At 74.6% G+C, this 14,724-nt stretch carries 19 protein-coding genes, 1 tRNA gene and 1 pseudogene; 12 read left to right on the forward strand and 9 right to left on the reverse strand.

What is annotated here, in order from left to right; genetic code table 11:
* Positions 1-114 precede the first annotated feature (114 nt).
* Positions 115-942 (forward strand): phosphotransferase family protein, encoded by an 828-nt coding sequence (locus ACWIX7_RS09005; RefSeq protein ID WP_448621202.1) that lies wholly within the window; start codon positions 115-117, stop codon positions 940-942.
* Here ACWIX7_RS09005 and ACWIX7_RS09010 read toward each other — a convergent pair.
* The 5 genes and pseudogenes from ACWIX7_RS09010 to ACWIX7_RS09030 form a co-directional block, all read right to left on the reverse strand.
* Positions 912-1,874: an MSMEG_6728 family protein gene (locus ACWIX7_RS09010; protein ID WP_448621203.1), complete on the reverse strand. Its 963-nt coding sequence runs from the start codon at positions 1,872-1,874 to the stop codon at positions 912-914. The two genes, ACWIX7_RS09005 and ACWIX7_RS09010, sit on opposite strands and share 31 nt — an antisense overlap.
* Positions 1,875-2,009: 135 nt before the next feature.
* Entirely contained in the window at positions 2,010-2,315 is a 306-nt protein-coding gene (locus ACWIX7_RS09015; protein ID WP_448621204.1) for a biopolymer transporter Tol, read from the reverse strand.
* Entirely contained in the window at positions 2,312-3,205 is an 894-nt protein-coding gene (locus tag ACWIX7_RS09020) for an NAD-dependent protein deacetylase (protein WP_448621205.1), read from the reverse strand. Before ACWIX7_RS09020 ends, ACWIX7_RS09015 begins: the two co-directional genes overlap by 4 nt.
* A 40-nt stretch (positions 3,206-3,245) precedes the next feature.
* Positions 3,246-3,692 (reverse strand): SRPBCC family protein, encoded by a 447-nt coding sequence (locus ACWIX7_RS09025; RefSeq protein WP_448621206.1) that lies wholly within the window; start codon positions 3,690-3,692, stop codon positions 3,246-3,248.
* Between the two features lie 178 nt (positions 3,693-3,870).
* Positions 3,871-4,329: pseudogene (locus ACWIX7_RS09030) on the reverse strand (DUF2695 domain-containing protein); the annotation flags it as partial.
* Between ACWIX7_RS09030 and ACWIX7_RS09035 the strand changes: the two are divergent.
* From ACWIX7_RS09035 to ACWIX7_RS09045, 3 genes are read left to right on the forward strand one after another with little or no spacing between them, the layout of a single operon-like run.
* A complete protein-coding gene (locus ACWIX7_RS09035; RefSeq protein ID WP_448621207.1) occupies positions 4,317-4,814 on the forward strand; it encodes a nucleoside deaminase in 498 nt (165 codons plus the stop codon). The pseudogene ACWIX7_RS09030 and the gene ACWIX7_RS09035 overlap by 13 nt on opposite strands.
* Positions 4,811-6,109, forward strand: a complete 1,299-nt coding sequence (gene codB, locus ACWIX7_RS09040) for a cytosine permease (RefSeq protein WP_448621208.1) — start codon at positions 4,811-4,813, stop codon at positions 6,107-6,109. Before ACWIX7_RS09035 ends, codB begins: the two co-directional genes overlap by 4 nt.
* Before the next feature lie 54 nt (positions 6,110-6,163).
* Entirely contained in the window at positions 6,164-7,060 is an 897-nt protein-coding gene (locus ACWIX7_RS09045; RefSeq protein ID WP_448621209.1) for an alpha/beta fold hydrolase, read from the forward strand.
* Here ACWIX7_RS09045 and ACWIX7_RS09050 read toward each other — a convergent pair.
* On the reverse strand, positions 6,949-7,329 hold the full coding sequence (locus ACWIX7_RS09050; RefSeq protein ID WP_448621210.1) for a hypothetical protein: 381 nt from the start codon (positions 7,327-7,329) through the stop codon (positions 6,949-6,951). The genes ACWIX7_RS09045 and ACWIX7_RS09050 overlap by 112 nt on opposite strands.
* A gap of 96 nt (positions 7,330-7,425) precedes the next feature.
* On the opposite strand from ACWIX7_RS09050, the gene ACWIX7_RS09055 reads away from it, so the two are divergent.
* A tRNA-Arg gene (locus tag ACWIX7_RS09055) sits at positions 7,426-7,498 on the forward strand.
* A gap of 275 nt (positions 7,499-7,773) precedes the next feature.
* Here ACWIX7_RS09055 and ACWIX7_RS09060 read toward each other — a convergent pair.
* Entirely contained in the window at positions 7,774-8,457 is a 684-nt protein-coding gene (locus tag ACWIX7_RS09060) for a DUF899 domain-containing protein (RefSeq protein ID WP_448621211.1), read from the reverse strand.
* Between the two features lie 449 nt (positions 8,458-8,906).
* Here ACWIX7_RS09060 and ACWIX7_RS09065 point away from each other — a divergent pair, with 449 nt between their 5' ends.
* The 4 genes from ACWIX7_RS09065 to ACWIX7_RS09080 all read left to right on the forward strand — a co-directional run bounded on the left by ACWIX7_RS09065 (position 8,907) and on the right by ACWIX7_RS09080 (position 10,944).
* On the forward strand, positions 8,907-9,407 hold the full coding sequence (locus ACWIX7_RS09065; protein ID WP_448621212.1) for a dihydrofolate reductase family protein: 501 nt from the start codon (positions 8,907-8,909) through the stop codon (positions 9,405-9,407).
* A 442-nt stretch (positions 9,408-9,849) separates the two neighbouring features.
* On the forward strand, positions 9,850-10,146 hold the full coding sequence (locus ACWIX7_RS09070; protein WP_448621213.1) for a hypothetical protein: 297 nt from the start codon (positions 9,850-9,852) through the stop codon (positions 10,144-10,146).
* A 261-nt stretch (positions 10,147-10,407) separates the two neighbouring features.
* A complete protein-coding gene (locus ACWIX7_RS09075) occupies positions 10,408-10,614 on the forward strand; it encodes a hypothetical protein (RefSeq protein WP_448621214.1) in 207 nt (68 codons plus the stop codon).
* A 33-nt stretch (positions 10,615-10,647) separates the two neighbouring features.
* Complete coding sequence (locus ACWIX7_RS09080; protein WP_448621215.1) at positions 10,648-10,944, forward strand: hypothetical protein; 297 nt, start codon at positions 10,648-10,650, stop codon at positions 10,942-10,944.
* Positions 10,945-10,947: 3 nt separating this feature from the next.
* Here ACWIX7_RS09080 and ACWIX7_RS09085 read toward each other — a convergent pair whose 3' ends face one another.
* Positions 10,948-11,121 carry a DUF4236 domain-containing protein gene (locus ACWIX7_RS09085; protein WP_448621216.1) on the reverse strand — a complete coding sequence of 58 codons (174 nt, stop codon included), beginning with the start codon at positions 11,119-11,121 and terminating at the stop codon, positions 10,948-10,950.
* Between the two features lie 152 nt (positions 11,122-11,273).
* On the opposite strand from ACWIX7_RS09085, the gene ACWIX7_RS09090 reads away from it, so the two are divergent.
* Together ACWIX7_RS09090 and ACWIX7_RS09095 are read left to right on the forward strand one after the other, a co-directional pair.
* Positions 11,274-11,594 (forward strand): GNAT family N-acetyltransferase, encoded by a 321-nt coding sequence (locus ACWIX7_RS09090; protein ID WP_448621217.1) that lies wholly within the window; start codon positions 11,274-11,276, stop codon positions 11,592-11,594.
* Between the two features lie 37 nt (positions 11,595-11,631).
* Positions 11,632-12,996, forward strand: coding sequence for a cryptochrome/photolyase family protein (locus ACWIX7_RS09095; RefSeq protein ID WP_448621218.1), 1,365 nt, complete (start codon positions 11,632-11,634; stop codon positions 12,994-12,996).
* On the opposite strand, the gene ACWIX7_RS09100 is transcribed toward ACWIX7_RS09095, so the two are convergent.
* Complete coding sequence (locus ACWIX7_RS09100) at positions 12,997-13,836, reverse strand: SCO6745 family protein (RefSeq protein WP_448621219.1); 840 nt, start codon at positions 13,834-13,836, stop codon at positions 12,997-12,999.
* 64 nt (positions 13,837-13,900) lie between these two features.
* On the opposite strand from ACWIX7_RS09100, the gene ACWIX7_RS09105 reads away from it, so the two are divergent.
* Entirely contained in the window at positions 13,901-14,710 is an 810-nt protein-coding gene (locus tag ACWIX7_RS09105) for an Fpg/Nei family DNA glycosylase (RefSeq protein WP_448621220.1), read from the forward strand.
* Positions 14,711-14,724 lie beyond the last annotated feature (14 nt).

Genomic DNA, 14,724 nt, shown 5'->3' on the forward strand with positions numbered 1-14,724 from the left:
CACCCGCCCCGGCCCCGTCCAGGGCACCGCCCTGAGCTGGCGAACGGCGGGGAGGACGGGGTCCTTCCGCCTGCAGGGGGCCGGGCGGCGCGGGCCCTGCGCGCCGCCCGAGCGGTGGCCGCCGAGCACGGGATCCGTCCGACCGAGCCGCGGGTCCTGCGGGACGGCGTCAACGTCGTCGTCCACCTGGCGCCGGCGCCGGTCGTGGCGCGCGTGGCGACCCTGACGCCGCTGCTGCGCACCAGCCCACTGCGCTCGTTCGCCCGGGACCTGGCGGTCGCCGGTGCGCTCGCGGCGGCGGGCGCGCCGGTGGTCCCGCCCAGCGATCTGCTGCCGCCGGGGCCGCACCGGTACGCGGGCCTCGAGCTCTCCTTCTGGCGGCTCGTCGAGGTGCTGCCGGTGGCGCCGTCCGCCGGGGAGACGGCCGCGGCGCTGGTCGAGCTGCACCGGCACCTGGCCGCGATGCCGGTGGACGGCGCGCCGCTGGACACCCCGCTCGACGACCTCGCCCGCTTCGTCTCGCTGGGGCGGGCGTGGGGCGCCGCTCCGGCGCAGCTGGACCGCCTGCGCGACCGGCTGGCCGAGCTCCGTCCGAGGCTGGTCGGCGAGGTGGTGCGGCTGCACGGCGACGCGCACCCGGGCAACCTGCTGGCCACCCCCGACGGCTGGCGGTGGACCGACTTCGAGGACACCTGCGCCGGGCCGCGCGCCTGGGACCTCGCCTGCCTGCGCAGCACCTCCCGGCTCGACGGCCGGGCCGCGCTGGACGCGGTCGGCGGCCCCTCCGACGCCGAGCTGGCGCCGTGGCTGGAGCTGCGCCGACTGCACGTCGCGGCGTGGACGCTGGTCGCCGCGACCGGGCACCGGCGGCCGGTGGCCGGCGAGCGGCTGACCGCGGCGCTCGACGCCGGCTACGCCAGCGGCAGGGCCGGCTCGCGGTAGGTGGTGCCGGCCAGCGCCGGTGGCAGCACGTCGGGGTCGATGACGACGGAGAACAGCGCGCGCGGGTCCTGGAGCGTGGCCGGCGGGCGGGCGGCGGCGCGCGGCACGACGCGGTCCCAGCGGGCGGGACGGCGGTGCGGCAGCAGCTCGCGCCCCTCGAACAGGTAGTCGCCGACCACCTCCCCCACGAGCAGCCCCGCGCCGTGCTCGATGGGCAGTGCGACCGGGTCGCCGGGGCGGACCTCGTCGAGGAAGGCCGAGAGCTGGCGCAGGTCCTTGGCCGGGCGGCGGCCGGAGATCTCCTTGGACAGCGCGCGCAGCTCGGCCGGGGACAGCCCGGTGGCGTCCACGTCGATGCCCGACTGGGTGCCCAGGCCGACCACCCCCGCGGCCAGGCAGGCGCCGAGCTCGTTGTGCGCCCGGGGGCGCACCACCCACACCCGCGTGCCCTCCGGCTCCGGCGCCGGCCGGAGGTCGTCGGGCTCGGGCCACACGTAGGGCAGGTCCTCGGGCTCGGCGCCGAAGAGCGGGCCGAACAGCGGCCGGTAGAAGTCCGGCTCCTTCGCCAGCAGGTTCGACCGGTGCGACAGGTGCAGTGCCTCGTCGCCCACCCAGGAGGGCAGCATCCCGGCCCGGGCCAGCTCCTCCTGCGGGACGCCGACCACGTCGGGGGCGAACTCGGCGATCAGCGTGTGCGTGGTGTCGGCGAACCCGCGTTCCCGCCACACCCGGACCATGGCCAGCCCGTACGCCACCAGCGCCGGCGTCCGCCCGCGCCACATCCGGACCACCGGGTGCGACGTCCAGCCGTAGTCGGGCAGCTCGAGGGCCCGCAGCACCTGGAGCGTCTCCACCCGCTGCTTGCCCAGGCGGGGCGAGTCCAGGAGCCGGGCGCTCTCCTCGAAGTCGGCGACGGGCAGGAAGGTCTGCATCGACGGCCTACCTGCCCGTCCCGGCGCGGCGTCAACCGCCGTGTGGCCTCCCTGCAGGCGGGAGGACCCCGTCCACCCCACCCTTCGCACGCTCAGGGCGATGCCCTGGACGGGGCCGTGGTGGGGGCAGGGAGGTCATTCGTCCAGGGCCGCGAGGGCGGACTCCCAGCGGGCCCGGCGCGCCCCGTCGTCCTGGTCCCACCAGGCGGGCCCGCGCTCCCCCAGCCCCGTCTTGGCCAGCTGCACCCGGGCCCGGGCCGCCGCCAGCGCGGCGTCGTCGCCGGCTCGACCGGCCGAGCGGACCGCCGAGCGCGCCACCCCGAGGTGGTGCAGCAGCCGGGCGCGGACGTCGTCGGGCAGCGCGGGGTCGGCCGCCCGCCAGCGCCGGCCGTCGACGACCAGCCAGCGGCCGTCCTCGGTACGGCCGACCTCGCGCGTCATGCAGCCACGCGGCGGACCAGGTCGGGCAGCACCGCCCCCAGCGAGGCGTCCACCCGGACGTCGGCCTTCGCGTCACCGCGGGTCGGGCCGAGGTTGACCAGCCCGACGGGGATGCCGAGCTTCTCGGCGCGCAGCACGAACCGGTAGCCGCTCATGACCGTCAGCGAGGAGCCCACCACCAGCAGGGAGCCGGCCTGCTCGACCATCGCGAAGCAGGCGTCCACCCGGTCGCGCGGCACCGTCTCGCCGAAGAAGACGACGTCGGGCTTGAGCGGACCGCGCCCGCAGGCCAGGCAGTCGACCATGACGAACCCGTCGAGCAGCTCGTCGAGCAGCTCGGCGTCGCCGTCGGGGTTGACCTCGTCGACGTGCGGCCCGAAGTGCGGGTTGACCGCGCGCAGCCGCTCGTGCAGCTCCCCGCGGTCGGCGACGTCCCCGCACGCCAGGCAGATGGTGCGGTCCAGCCCGCCGTGCAGCTCGACGACGTCCCGCGCGCCGGCTGCCTGGTGCAGCCCGTCGACGTTCTGCGTGATCACCCCGGCCACCAGGCCGGCCAGCTGCAGGTCGGCGACCGCGGCGTGCCCGGCGTTGGGCCGGGCCTCGCGGATCTGCGGCCAGCCCACGAAGCTGCGCGCCCAGTAGCGGTGCCGGCCGCGCGGGTCGCGCAGGAACGTCTGGTACGTCATCGGCGTGTGCCGCCGCAGCGACCCGGTCGCCCCGCGGTAGTCGGGGATGCCGGAGTCGGTGGACAGGCCGGCTCCCGACAGCACCACGACGTCGCCGTCGGCCACGAGCCCGGCGAGGGCCTCGAGCGGGCCGGGGTCTGCGGCGGCCGGGTCGAGGGCGGGCCGGTCGACGGCGACGGGGTCGGCGGTGGGGACGGCGGTCACGCCGCCATGGTCCCCCTGCCCGGCAACCCGTGCCGCGACCTCAGGAGGTGGCGACCTCGCGGTCGAGCCGGCCCAGCAGCTCCTCGTACACCCGGCGCAGCCCCTTGGGTGCGAAGGTGCGCTCGAAGAAGCCGCCGATGCCACCGGCGCCGTTCCAGGTGGTGCGGACCCGCACGGTGGTCAGCCCGGCGTCCGCCGGGTGCAGCGTCCAGGTGGTCACCATCGAGGAGCGGGTGTCGGTCTCGACCAGGGTGTCCGGGTCGGGCCGGCTGACCTCGACCAGTTGGTCGCGGACCCGCTTGGAGGTGGCGGCGAAGCGCCAGGCGACGCGGGTGCCCGCGCCCTGGCCGCCGGACTCGACCCGGTAGCCGCTGAACTGCTCGGGGAGCACCCGGGGACGCGTCCCCTCGTAGTCGGCGAGAGCGGACCGCACCCGGTCCACCGGCGCTCGGACGACCCGTTCCGCGGTGGCGACGACCTGACCCATGGCCCCCATCCTGCCGTCGTTCCCACCGGGGGCGTCGCCAGGGCTGCCAGATGGCGCACGGCTGCGACGAGCGGGGCCCGACCTCGGCGCACGGCGGCCGCTCCGCGGGCCAGGCCGGCTCGCCGTCGGCGTCGGGGACGAGCAGGTCCGCGCGCAGCCCCCACCCGTTGAGGAACACCTCGCAGTCGCAGAAGCCACCACGGGCCTCGAGGCGACGCTCCAGGCCGGTCGCGCGCAGCAGCCGCAGGTCGCGCCAGCGCCGCGCCCAGCGCAGCGTGCAGTCGCAGCCGAAGGCCGCCAGCATGCGCTCGACGTAGCACAGCACGCACTCGTCCGGTCCCGGTGCGGTGAGTGCCGTCGACAGGTCGGCGAGGTGCTGCTCGAGCTCGTCGGGTGTGCTGATCCCCACGGGGGCCTCCTCGTTCGGTGGGCGGCCAGGCTCGGCAGCGGGGACGACGGTCCGGGGAGCGCCGTCCACACCGGGCGCCGTCGTCCACAGCCCGCGGTCCGACCCGGCGCAGTCCGCCGCACCGGGGTACGCGCGAGCGGGTGGGCACGACGTCGGGTGCGGGAATCCGGGCCTGCCTGCACGATCACACCGCCGCCGTCCCGCGAGGAGGAGCCGTGACCACACCACCGCTGCCCACCGTCCCGACCGACCTGTCCCCCGAGGAGCGCGACCGGTTCTTCCTCGGCCTGGCCGTCGAACAGGCGCGCATCGGCTGGGAGGAGGGCGGGGTCCCGATCGGTGCGGCGCTGGTGGACGGCGACCGTGTGCTGGCCGTCGGCCGCAACCGCCGCGTGCAGATGGCCAGCGCCATCCGGCACGGGGAGACCGACTGCATCGAGCGGGCCGGCCGGCTGCCGGCGTCGGTGTACCGCCGCAGCGTCCTCTACACGACCCTCTCCCCCTGCCTCATGTGCGCGGGGACGGCGCTGCTCTACGACATCCCGCGCGTCGTCGTCGGTGAGAACCGCAGCTTCCAGGTCTCCGAGGAGCTGCTGCGGTCCCGCGGCGTGCAGGTCGACGTGCTGGACGACCCGGACTGCCTCGCCCTCATGGAGCGGATGCTCGCCGAGCGGCCGGAGCTGTGGCTCGAGGACATCGGGGAGGAGTCGTGACCGCGTCCGAGGCCCCGACGACGGAGGTCGTCGACCCGGACTACCCGGTCACGCCGGTCCCGGCGCACGCGCGGAAGTCGTTCTTCTCGATCGCGGTCGTGCTGCTCGGCTTCACCGTGTTCACCCCGACGATGCTGGCCGGCGCCACGCTGGGGCCGGCGTTCGCCTTCGACGACCTCGTGCTCGTCATCCTCACCGGCTCGCTCATCCTCGGTGCCTATGTGGCCGTGATGGGCTGGGTCGGAGCGCGAACCGGCCTCACCACCGTCGTCATGGCCCGCTACACGCTCGGCACCCGCGGCGCCAAGCTGGCCTCGATCCTGCTGGGCGGCACGCAGATCGGCTGGTACGGCGTCGTCGTCGGCACCATCGGCGACCTGACCGCCGAGGCGCTGGACTGGCGCTCGTACGGTGCCCGGGCCGCGGTCATGGTCCTCACCAGCGTGCTGATGTGCGCCACGGCCTACTGGGGCTACCGCGGCATGTACTGGGTGTCGCTGGTCTCCACCCCGCTGATCCTCGTGCTGGCGTTCTGGGTGGTCGGTCGGTCGCTGCAGGAGGTCGGCGGCCTCGACGGGCTGACGAGCATCCGGCCGACGGCGTCGATGGCCGTCGCGGTCGCCATCACCACCGTCGTCGGCACGTTCGTGTCCGCCGGCACCCAGGCGCCCAACTGGACCCGGTTCGCCCGGCGCGGCTCGCACGCGGTGTGGGCCTGCGTCATCGGCTTCCTCGTCGGCAACGGGCTCATGGTCTTCTTCGGCGCGATCGGGGCGCTGACCTTCGGCGAGGGCGACTTCGTCCTCGTCCTGTACCAGCTCGGGCTGGTCGGCTGGGGCCTGGTGCTGCTGTTCGGGAACCTCTGGAAGAGCAACGCCGACACCGCCTACGCCTTCGGGGTGGCCGGCGCCGAGCTGTTCGACCGTCCCAGCAAGGGCCCGTTCGTGATCGGCGGCGCGGTGATCGGCACCGTGCTCGCGCTCACCGGCGTGCAGAACCACCTCGTCGAGTACCTGGGGCTGCTCGGCACGTTCATCCCCCCGCTGGGTGGCGTGATCATCGGCGACTTCCTCGCCCGCTGGCGGCGGCGCGGCATCCCCACCGGGACCACCCCGCCCGCGGTGCGGTGGCCGAACCTGCTCGCCTACGCGGTGGCCGCCTCCCTCGCCTGGCTCAGCGGCGAGCTCGGCATCGGCATCCCGCCGGTCATCGGCATCGTGGTGGCCATCGCGCTGTCGACCGGGCTGGCCCGGGTCGGGTCCCCGGACACCGCGCCGGCCGGCGCGGGTCGCTGACCGCGTGAGGAGACTCACCTCCGGCCCGGGGTGGACGCCGGGTACCACGGAGGGGTGACCCGACCGCTGACCCTCACCCGTACCGGCTCCGGCGAACCACTCCTGCTGCTCCACGGGATGGGCAGCTCGCAGCGCGACTTCGCCGCCGTCATCGGGTCGCTGGCCGAGCGCTTCGACGTCCTGGACGTCGACCTCCCCGGGGTCGGCAGCTCACCGGCCCTCGACGAGCGGCCCACGGTCGCCGCGCTCACCGACGCGGTCGAGCGGACCCTCGACGAGCAGGGCGTCGGCCGGGTGCACGTGCTCGGCAACTCGCTGGGCGCCCGGGTCGCCCTCGAGCTGGCCGTCCGCGGCCGCGCGCGGTCCGTCGTCGCGATCGCGCCGTCCGGGCTCAACCTGCTGCTCGAGCGGGTCGCCCAGGGCAGCGGGATGGGGCTGGCACGGGTCGCCCTCCGCACGCTGGCACCGCTGGTCGACCCGCTGTCCCGTTCCGCGCCCGGCCGCGCGGCGCTGCTGGCACCGCTCAAGGCGCGCCCGTGGAGCACCTCACCCGCGGAGGCCGTCGGAGCGCGCGAGGGGTTCGCCGACTCCCGCGACTACTGGCGCACCCTGCTGTGGGGGCTGCTGCTCGACGTCCCGCGGGGTCTGGACCGCATCGACTGCCCGGTCACCCTCGTGCAGGGCGTGGCCGACTGGGTCGCCTCGGGGCAGACGGTGCGCTACCTGCCGCTTGTCCCCGGGTCCCGCTTCGTCCCGCTGCTGTGGGCCGGGCACGCACCCCAGTCGGACCGGCCGCGGACCATCGTGCGGCTCGTCGAGGAGGCCGCCGGCCGGGCCGGTCAGCCGGCGGACTCCTCCGCGTTCAGGAACGAGCACCGGAACCGGGCTCCCGACATCGCCTCGGTGAACCGTGACTCCCAGGCCGGGTCGGTCGCTGGGAAGGCCGTGTAGACGCGCTCCTCGAGCACGACCGGCAGCCCGTCGGGGCCGGGGTAGGACCGCCGCAGGAGCACCCGCGTCTCGCCGTCCACCTCGTCGTGCGCCGGCGCCCACCGGGCGCGGGCGACGGCGTCGGCGAGCCGGGCCTGCTCCCGTCCGGACAGGCGCTGCCGGCCGGCGGCCGGTGGGACTGCAGGACGCGCGGACCAGACGCCCAGCGCGTAGAGCAGCAGGCCGACGAGGGCCAGCAGCACCACCAGCTCGAGGACCAGGCCGATCACAGGGACGACGGTAGCCACGTAGGGGCGCCGCGGACGGGGCCGCCGCCCCGCCCGCTAACCTCGACGGGTACGCCCCGGTCGGCCCCGCGTCGACGAGCCCCCGTAGCTCAGGGGATAGAGCATCGGTTTCCTAAACCGTGTGTCGCAGGTTCGAATCCTGCCGGGGGCACTGGCGTACCTGCAGGTCAGCGAGCTGTTCGGCACCCCAGCCGAGGTGCTGGACGGACGCCGATCGGATGAACGCGGCTCGCGCGGGCCGGCTGCGGACCGGGAGCGGTCCGCGACGGCGTCCAGCTTGTCGCCAAGGGGTGGCCGTACCGGTCCAGCGTCATGGCGGCTGCTGAGGTGCGAGGTCCCGGTCCGCCGTCACCGCACAGCGGCGGTCCAGCGGGACGGCCAGGAGCCCACGAGCGCTGGCAGAGCGGTGGCTGTGCCAGGTCGCGCTCAGTACTCGTCGTGCAGTCGGAACCAGCCGGGTGTCTCGTTGCGGCCGAGTGGTGCGCGGTCGAGCCACTGGTACATCCCCCACAGCGCGTCGCCGCCGCGCGCGTAGGCCGAGTAGGTGTGGTGCACCGCGTCGTCCTGCAGGGCGAAGGCGCTAATGCCTGGCAGGTCGCGCGGTGCGGCATCCGGGTCGGGCACGGGCGGGAGCTTGCGGAAGTTGTACTCCGCGCCTTCGGTCAACTGCTCGTCGGTGAACGAGACTGCGAAGTCGTAGTTGAAGTCGCTGCCCTGCGACGACGCCCACTCGAAGGTCCAGCCCATGCGCTTCTTGTGGGCGACCAGCTCCTCGAGGGGAGCCCGGCACACCGCGGTGAAGGCGACGTCGTGGTTCTCCAGGTGGATGACGAAGCCGTTGAAGCCATCTGCCATGGCGGCACAGCTCGGGCAGGCCGGGGACATGTAGTGGTAGACGAGTAGCTGCGACCGCCCGCGGAAGAGGTCCTCCAGCGTCGCCGGGCCGTGTTCGGTGTCGAAGCGGTAGTCCTTCTCGACCCGAACCCACGGAAGCTCTTGGCGCCGCCGGGCCAGCTCGTCACTCCGCCGAGTCAGCTGCTTCTCCTCCGCGAGGAGTTCGAGCCGTTCCGCCCGCCACTCGTCGCGCGTTCCCACTCTGTGCGGCGCCACCGACGTCTCCTTCCGTGAGGCGCGGTTCACGTCCCCGTAGGCAGCGTGCCCGTGTCGGGGTAGACCCTCGCGACGCCGGGAAGTCATCGGTCTGAGGCGGCACGCGGCCCGTCGCCCGCGTCCCCGCCCATGACGTCTCACCGGCGCGGCCGGGGCGCCGCAGCACGGTGCCGCAGGGGACACCCATGCGGGACACCCGGGCCATCCCCCGGGTCCGCGACCATGGTGAGCCGCCCAGGATTCCGCTCGTGGACACGTGCGGTCGGGGTTCCCTGGCGGGACGTCGGTGCGGCTCCGCCCGGGGCGATGGGTTCCCGGGCTCGCCCTCGGTCACCACCGGCACAGGACGTCCGCAGGAGGAAGGACAGCCCGATGTCGAGCCTCATGGTCGACTTCATCACCTCACTCGACGGTTTCGGGGCCGCGGAGGGCTGGCCCGGCTACTGGGCATGGAGGGGCCTGAGTACCTCGCCTGGATCGAGCAGGATGCCGAACGCGAGCACACCGCCCTCTTGGGTGCGACGACGTACCGGCTGATGTCCGGGTTCGCCGCGGAGATGCCCGACGAGCCGGGCCTCGCAGCACTGACCGCGATGCCCAAGGTGGTGTTCTCCTCCACGCTGGAGGCGCCACTCTCCTGGGCCAACACCGAGTTGGTCGGTGGGGACCCCGTCGAGTGGGTGCAGCACGTGAAACGGCGCGACTCGCGCCCCCTGCGCACCGTCGGCAGCCTCCGCCTCTGCCGGTCCCTGCTCGAAGCCGGCGTGGTGGACCGCTTCCGGGTGGTGGTCTTCCCGGTCATCACCGGCGCCACCGGGAGGGACCGCATCTTCGACGGGTATCCCGACATCGCCCTCGACTTGGCCGACAGCCGCACGTTCGACGGTCGGCTCCAGTTGCTCGAGCACGTTCCGACGGTGCTCGGCGGGCCGCCTGACGTCGGTGACTAGACGTGCCCGTCGCCCGCGCGGACAGGGTCCTCCGGGATGGTGCGCTGTGTGCGGCTCGCGGCACCGGCGCGGGGTCGAGTGCCGGGCGAGGACGCGGGCCGGTACTCGACGATGCGGTGCGCGGTGCCTCCGAGCTGGCGGCACATCCGCTGCGCACGCAGAGGTGGATGACATCGCGGCGATGAGTGCCGCCTGCTGAGCCAGTCCAAGGATCCGACCACCACACCACCGTCTGTCCCGGAGGACCGCCGAGATGGCCGAGCCTGACCGCACTGAGCAGGCGAGCGGGCCCAGTGCCCCGAAGCCCCACCCGAAGCTGCGCGAGCTCGACGTGCTGAGAGGCACGTGGGCGGCTGGAGGGCCGCGATCTGGTTGGCGGCGCGCCCTTCACGGGCACGGTGAAGCGGCGCTGGCTACCGGGGGTCACTTCCTCGTGCAGGAGATGAGGATCGACGGCGACGAGCACGAGGGCTCCGAGTACATCGGCTACGACCACGCCCAGGAAACGCTGCGCTCCATGTTCTTCAGCAACGAGGGACCAGGTCCGTTCTGCTCGTTCGCGCTCGAGTACTTCTGGCAGATCGAGGGGGATGACCTCACGATCTGGCACGGGTCCAAGGACTCCCCGGCGCGCTTCAGGGGCAGGATCGACCGCATCGCCGGCACCACGGAGGGACGCTGGGAGTGGCCTGGCGGCGGGTACGAGGCCACCGAGACCCGCATCGACGAGCACGAGTGAACAGCGGATTCGACACGGACGAACTCCGTGACCGTGGACCCGTCGACCGCCACATCCGTCGGCGACCGGTTGCGCCTGATCACCCACGAGACGCACCCCTGGACCGTGTGTCGCAGGTTCGAGGTGCTGCCGGGGGCACCTCACCTCGGTTGCCCGGCTGCAGCATGGGTACTGACCGTCACGTCAGGGGAACTGCCGGTCGGCCGAGGCCACCGGTCCCCGGTCCCGGCCGTGAGAGTCCGTGGCCCGGAGGGGAGCGGCATGAGCACCGGTGAGCGCCTCACCTGGGAGACCTGCCCGACCTGTGGCCGGTGTGCGGCGGTGGGCTGGCGCGACGGGGTGCCCGTGGCGGTCGACTGTCCCGGCGGCTGCCGACCACCCCCCGCCGAGTTCGCCCAGCAGGCGCCGGGGACCGCCGTCCCCTCGTCCGCCGACCGCTGGACCGCCGCGGCACACACCTGGACCTGAGCACACCCGGCCGCCGCGGGTACCGGGACGTCCATGGCACTCCGCAACGCGGCGGTCGCGGCCGCCGGCCAGTGGGTCGACCCCGACGACGGCATCCGCTACCCCTCCGGTGAGGTCCACGCGTGGGAGCGCGGGCGCAACGAGACGGTCTGCGGCCTGTCACTGAGCAGGTCGCGCCTGGCCCGCTTCCCGCACGTCAGCTGGGCCGACGTCCAACCGGAGTCCGGTCGCCACGCCGAGGAGGTGCAGGACGTCTGCCGGCGCTGCCGGGCAGCACTCGGCGGACGGCGGGACGAGCGCGGCTGGACGCGGACGAACCCACGGCCCTGAGCGTCAGCGGCGCCGTGAGAACACGTACCGGAACGGTCCGGGCAGGCGTACCGACCAGCGGCGTCCGCGGGGGCTGTAGCCCACCGGGCCGACGTGCAGGCTGGGTGAGATCCCGCGGCGGCTGAGGTCCAGGCGGAGCGGTCCGAGGCGCTTGGTCAGGCGGAAGTGCAGGGGCATGCAGGCGCCCTACCCAGCCGCGGCGTGTCCCCCACGAGGGCGACACGTTCCCGGCGGGGCGGCACTCCCTGGGGTTCCGAGGCGTTACCGTCTCTGGACGCATGTCGAGTCCCGGCAACGGCGCCGGGGGCCAGCGGAGGGGGAGGCCCAGCATGGAGACGAGCGTGGTCGACGTCCCAGATCGGGGACGGTTCGAGGTCCGGCTCGGTGACCGTGTCGTCGGTCTGGCCAGCTATCACGTCGAGAACGGCACGATGACGCTGCCGCACACCGAGGTCGACCCCTCCGTCGGCGGCCGCGGCCTCGGCTCGGCGCTCGTCGCCGGCGTGCTCGCCGCCGCCCGCGAACGCGGGCTGACCGTGCTGCCCTACTGCTCGTTCGTGCGCCACTACATCCAGCAGCACCCCGAGGAGCTCGACCTGGTCGCCGAGGACGACCGGCCGCACTTCGGCCTGGAGACCGCCGACCGCTGACCTGCGGGTCCGCCCGGAGCTGCCTACGCTCGCCGGGGTGTCCACCGCGCTGCTCTGGTTCCGCCGCGACCTGCGGCTGGCCGACCACCCGGCCCTGCTCGACGCCCGCGAGGCGGCCGGGGCCGACGGCGCCGTGCTGCCGCTGTTCGTCTTCGACCCGCGGCTGTGGGGACCCTCCGGGCTGCAGCGGCGGCAGTTCCTCCTGGACTGCCTCGCCGACCTGGGCGAGCAGGTGGACGGCGCGCTGGTGCTGCGCTCCGGCGACCCGGCGCGGGTCGTGCCCGACCTGGCCCGCGAGGTGGGTGCGGTCAGCGTGCACGTCTCGGCCGACACCGGCGTCTACGGCCGGCAGCGCGACGCGGCGGTCGAGCGGGCCCTCGGCGACGTCCCGCTCGTGCGCACTGGCTCGCCGTACGCGGTGACGCCGGGCCGGGTCACCAAGTCCGACGGGACGCCGTTCCGCGTCTTCTCGCCCTTCTCCCGTGCCTGGCGCGAGCACGGCTGGCGGGCCCCGGCGCCGCGACCGGACACGGTGACGTGGACCAGCGGCATCCGCTCCGAGGACCCGCCCGAGGTGCCGGACCTGGACGGCGTCCGGCTGCCCCCGGCCGGTGAGGCCGCCGCCTCCGACGCCTGGCGGACCTTCCGCGCCGAGCGGCTGGAGGGTTACAGGACCACCCGCAACACCCCGGGCACCGACGGCACCAGCCGGCTGTCGGCCTACCTGAAGTACGGCTGCGTGCACCCGCGCACGCTGCTGGCCGACCTGGAGGACCTCGACACCGACTCCGCCGACAGCTTCCGCAACGAGCTGTGCTGGCGGGACTTCTACGCCGACGTCCTGTGGCACCGCCCGGAGTCCGCTCGCGAGCCGCTCGACGAGCGGATGCGCGCGATGACCTACGACACCGGCCCGGACGCCGACGCGCGGTTCGAGGCGTGGGCGCAGGGCCGCACCGGCTACCCGATCGTCGACGCCGGGATGCGCCAGCTCCTCGGCGAGGCCTACGTGCACAACCGCGTCCGGATGATCGTCGCGTCGTTCCTGGTCAAGGACCTGCACGTCGACTGGCGGCGCGGTGCCCGGCACTTCATGCAGCACCTCGTCGACGGCGACCTGGCCAGCAACAACCACGGCTGGCAGTGGGTCGCCGGGACCGGCACCGACGCCTCGCCGTACTACCGGGTCTTCAACCCCACCCGGCAGGGCAAGGAGTTCGACCCGGACGGCGACTACGTGCGCCGCTGGGTGCCCGAGCTGCGCGAGGTCCCGGCGCGGTACGTGCACGAGCCCTGGTCGGCGCCGGACGGCGTCCCCGACGGCTACCCGCTGCCGCTCGTCGACCACGCCGAGGAGCGCCGGGTGGCGCTGGAGCGCTACGAGCGGGTGCGCGAGCGCTGATCAGCCGCGGGAGCGGATCCAGTCCGGCAGCAGGCCGGAGTCGAACAGCCGCTCGCGCAGCGGTGCCACCAGCTCGACCAGCCGCTGCGTGCCGTCGGCCCCCAGGTGCGCCCAGCCGGCCACCGCCAGCCGGTCGGTGGTCGCCTCGACGTCCGCGCGCAGGGAACGGCCCGCGTCGGTGAGGCCGCCGTCGTCGACCAGCCCGCGGTCGCGGCAGCGCCGCTCCCCCGCCGTCCACTCCGCGTCGCTCCAGCCCCGGGTGGTGCGCACGAAGTCGGTGCTGTCCGAGGCCAGACCGCCGGTGACCAGGGCCTCCACCGGGTCCAGCCCGGCGGCCATCAGCGCGGTGACGTGGCCGTCACCGCGGTGCTCGCGCACCAGCAGGCCGGCGTGCCACAGCTGCAGCAGCGGGTCCGCGGGCCAGTCGGCGCCGCTCCAGGCCGCGTAGACGGGCCGCCCGGCCGCACGCAGCCCCGCACACGCCTCGCGGGCCAGCTCCAGCGCCTCCGCGACGTCGGGCTCGCCGAGCACCCGGTGCAGCGCCGCGCCGACGGCGTCCCTGCGGGCGGTGGCCCACTCCTCCGGCGTCCCGGCCGCCCAGACGGCCGGCACCGCCCGGGCGACGAGGTCGGGCGAGAAGACGTAGAAGGTGGCGACCACGAGCGCCGGGTCGGCCGCGCCGAACGCCGACGACCGGGCGGCGAAGTAGCCGGCCCGGGTCGCCGGCACCCCGAAGCGGTCGTAGGCCTGCTGCACCTCGGGGGCGAAGAAGGCGACGACGTGGAGGGTCTCCAGCGACCCCCAGGCGCTGCGGGCCAGCTGCGGTGTCACCTGGGTCACCGCCCCATCGTGGCGGAGCTGCTGGTCAGGGGTGAAGCTGGGGTCATGACCTGCCGAGCCGCCCGTGCCTGAGGGACACACGCTGCACCGGCTGGCCCGGGACCAGACGCTGGCCTTCGCCGGCCGTCCGGTGCACGTGACCAGCCCTCAGGGCCGCTTCGCCGCCGGCGCGGCGCTGCTCGACGGCCGGGTGCTCGACGAGGTGACCTCCCACGGCAAGCACCTGTTCGCCTGCTTCGGCGCCGACACCCTGCACGTGCACCTGGGCCTGTACGGCACCTACACCTCCGGCGAGGGCACCCCGCCGCCCCCGCGCGGTGCCCTGCGGATGCGCTGGGAGGGCGAGGGTCCCGACGGCCTGGGCGTGTGGACCGACCTGCGCGGCGCCACCGCCTGCGAGGTGCTCACCGCGCCGCAGGTCGACCGCATCCTCGACCGCCTCGGCCCCGACCCGCTGCGGCCGCGCAGCGACGGCACCGTGGCCCACCGGCGGATCGCCGGCAGCCGCACCGCGATCGGCGCGCTGCTCATGGACCAGTCGGTGCTCGCCGGGGTCGGCAACGTCTACCGCGCCGAGATCCTCTTCCGGCACGGCGTCTCGCCCTTCCGCCCGGGCCAGGACGTCGACGCCGACACCTGGACGGCGATGTGGGCCGACCTGGTCGTGCTCATGCGTTCCGGCGTCCGGATGGGCCGGATCGTCACCACCCGGCCGGAGCACCGCGACCGCCGCGGCGGAGCGGTCCGACGGGAGGACGCGCACTACGTGTACCGGCGCACCGGGTTGCCCTGCCGGGTCTGCGGAACGCCAGTGCAAACCCAGGTGATGGTCGGCCGCAACCTCTACTGGTGCCCGGTCTGCCAGGCCGTCTGACCCGGTGACCGGAG

The sequence above is a fragment of the Geodermatophilus sp. URMC 65 genome (assembly GCF_053502545.1).

What these genes read in the sequence shown, in the direction of transcription:
- ACWIX7_RS09065 (WP_448621212.1), top strand. Translation starts at nt 8,907, where the DNA reads ATGGAGGGGCCTGAGTACCTCGCCTGGATCGAGCAGGATGCCGAACGC.
- ACWIX7_RS09090 (WP_448621217.1), top strand. Translation starts at nt 11,274, where the DNA reads ATGGAGACGAGCGTGGTCGACGTCCCAGATCGGGGACGGTTCGAGGTC.
- ACWIX7_RS09085 (WP_448621216.1), bottom strand. Translation starts at nt 11,121, where the DNA reads ATGCCCCTGCACTTCCGCCTGACCAAGCGCCTCGGACCGCTCCGCCTG.
- ACWIX7_RS09015 (WP_448621204.1), bottom strand. Translation starts at nt 2,315, where the DNA reads ATGACGCGCGAGGTCGGCCGTACCGAGGACGGCCGCTGGCTGGTCGTC.
- ACWIX7_RS09080 (WP_448621215.1), top strand. Translation starts at nt 10,648, where the DNA reads ATGGCACTCCGCAACGCGGCGGTCGCGGCCGCCGGCCAGTGGGTCGAC.
- ACWIX7_RS09075 (WP_448621214.1), top strand. Translation starts at nt 10,408, where the DNA reads ATGAGCACCGGTGAGCGCCTCACCTGGGAGACCTGCCCGACCTGTGGC.
- ACWIX7_RS09025 (WP_448621206.1), bottom strand. Translation starts at nt 3,692, where the DNA reads ATGGGTCAGGTCGTCGCCACCGCGGAACGGGTCGTCCGAGCGCCGGTG.
- ACWIX7_RS09010 (WP_448621203.1), bottom strand. Translation starts at nt 1,874, where the DNA reads ATGCAGACCTTCCTGCCCGTCGCCGACTTCGAGGAGAGCGCCCGGCTC.
- ACWIX7_RS09070 (WP_448621213.1), top strand. Translation starts at nt 9,850, where the DNA reads ATGAGGATCGACGGCGACGAGCACGAGGGCTCCGAGTACATCGGCTAC.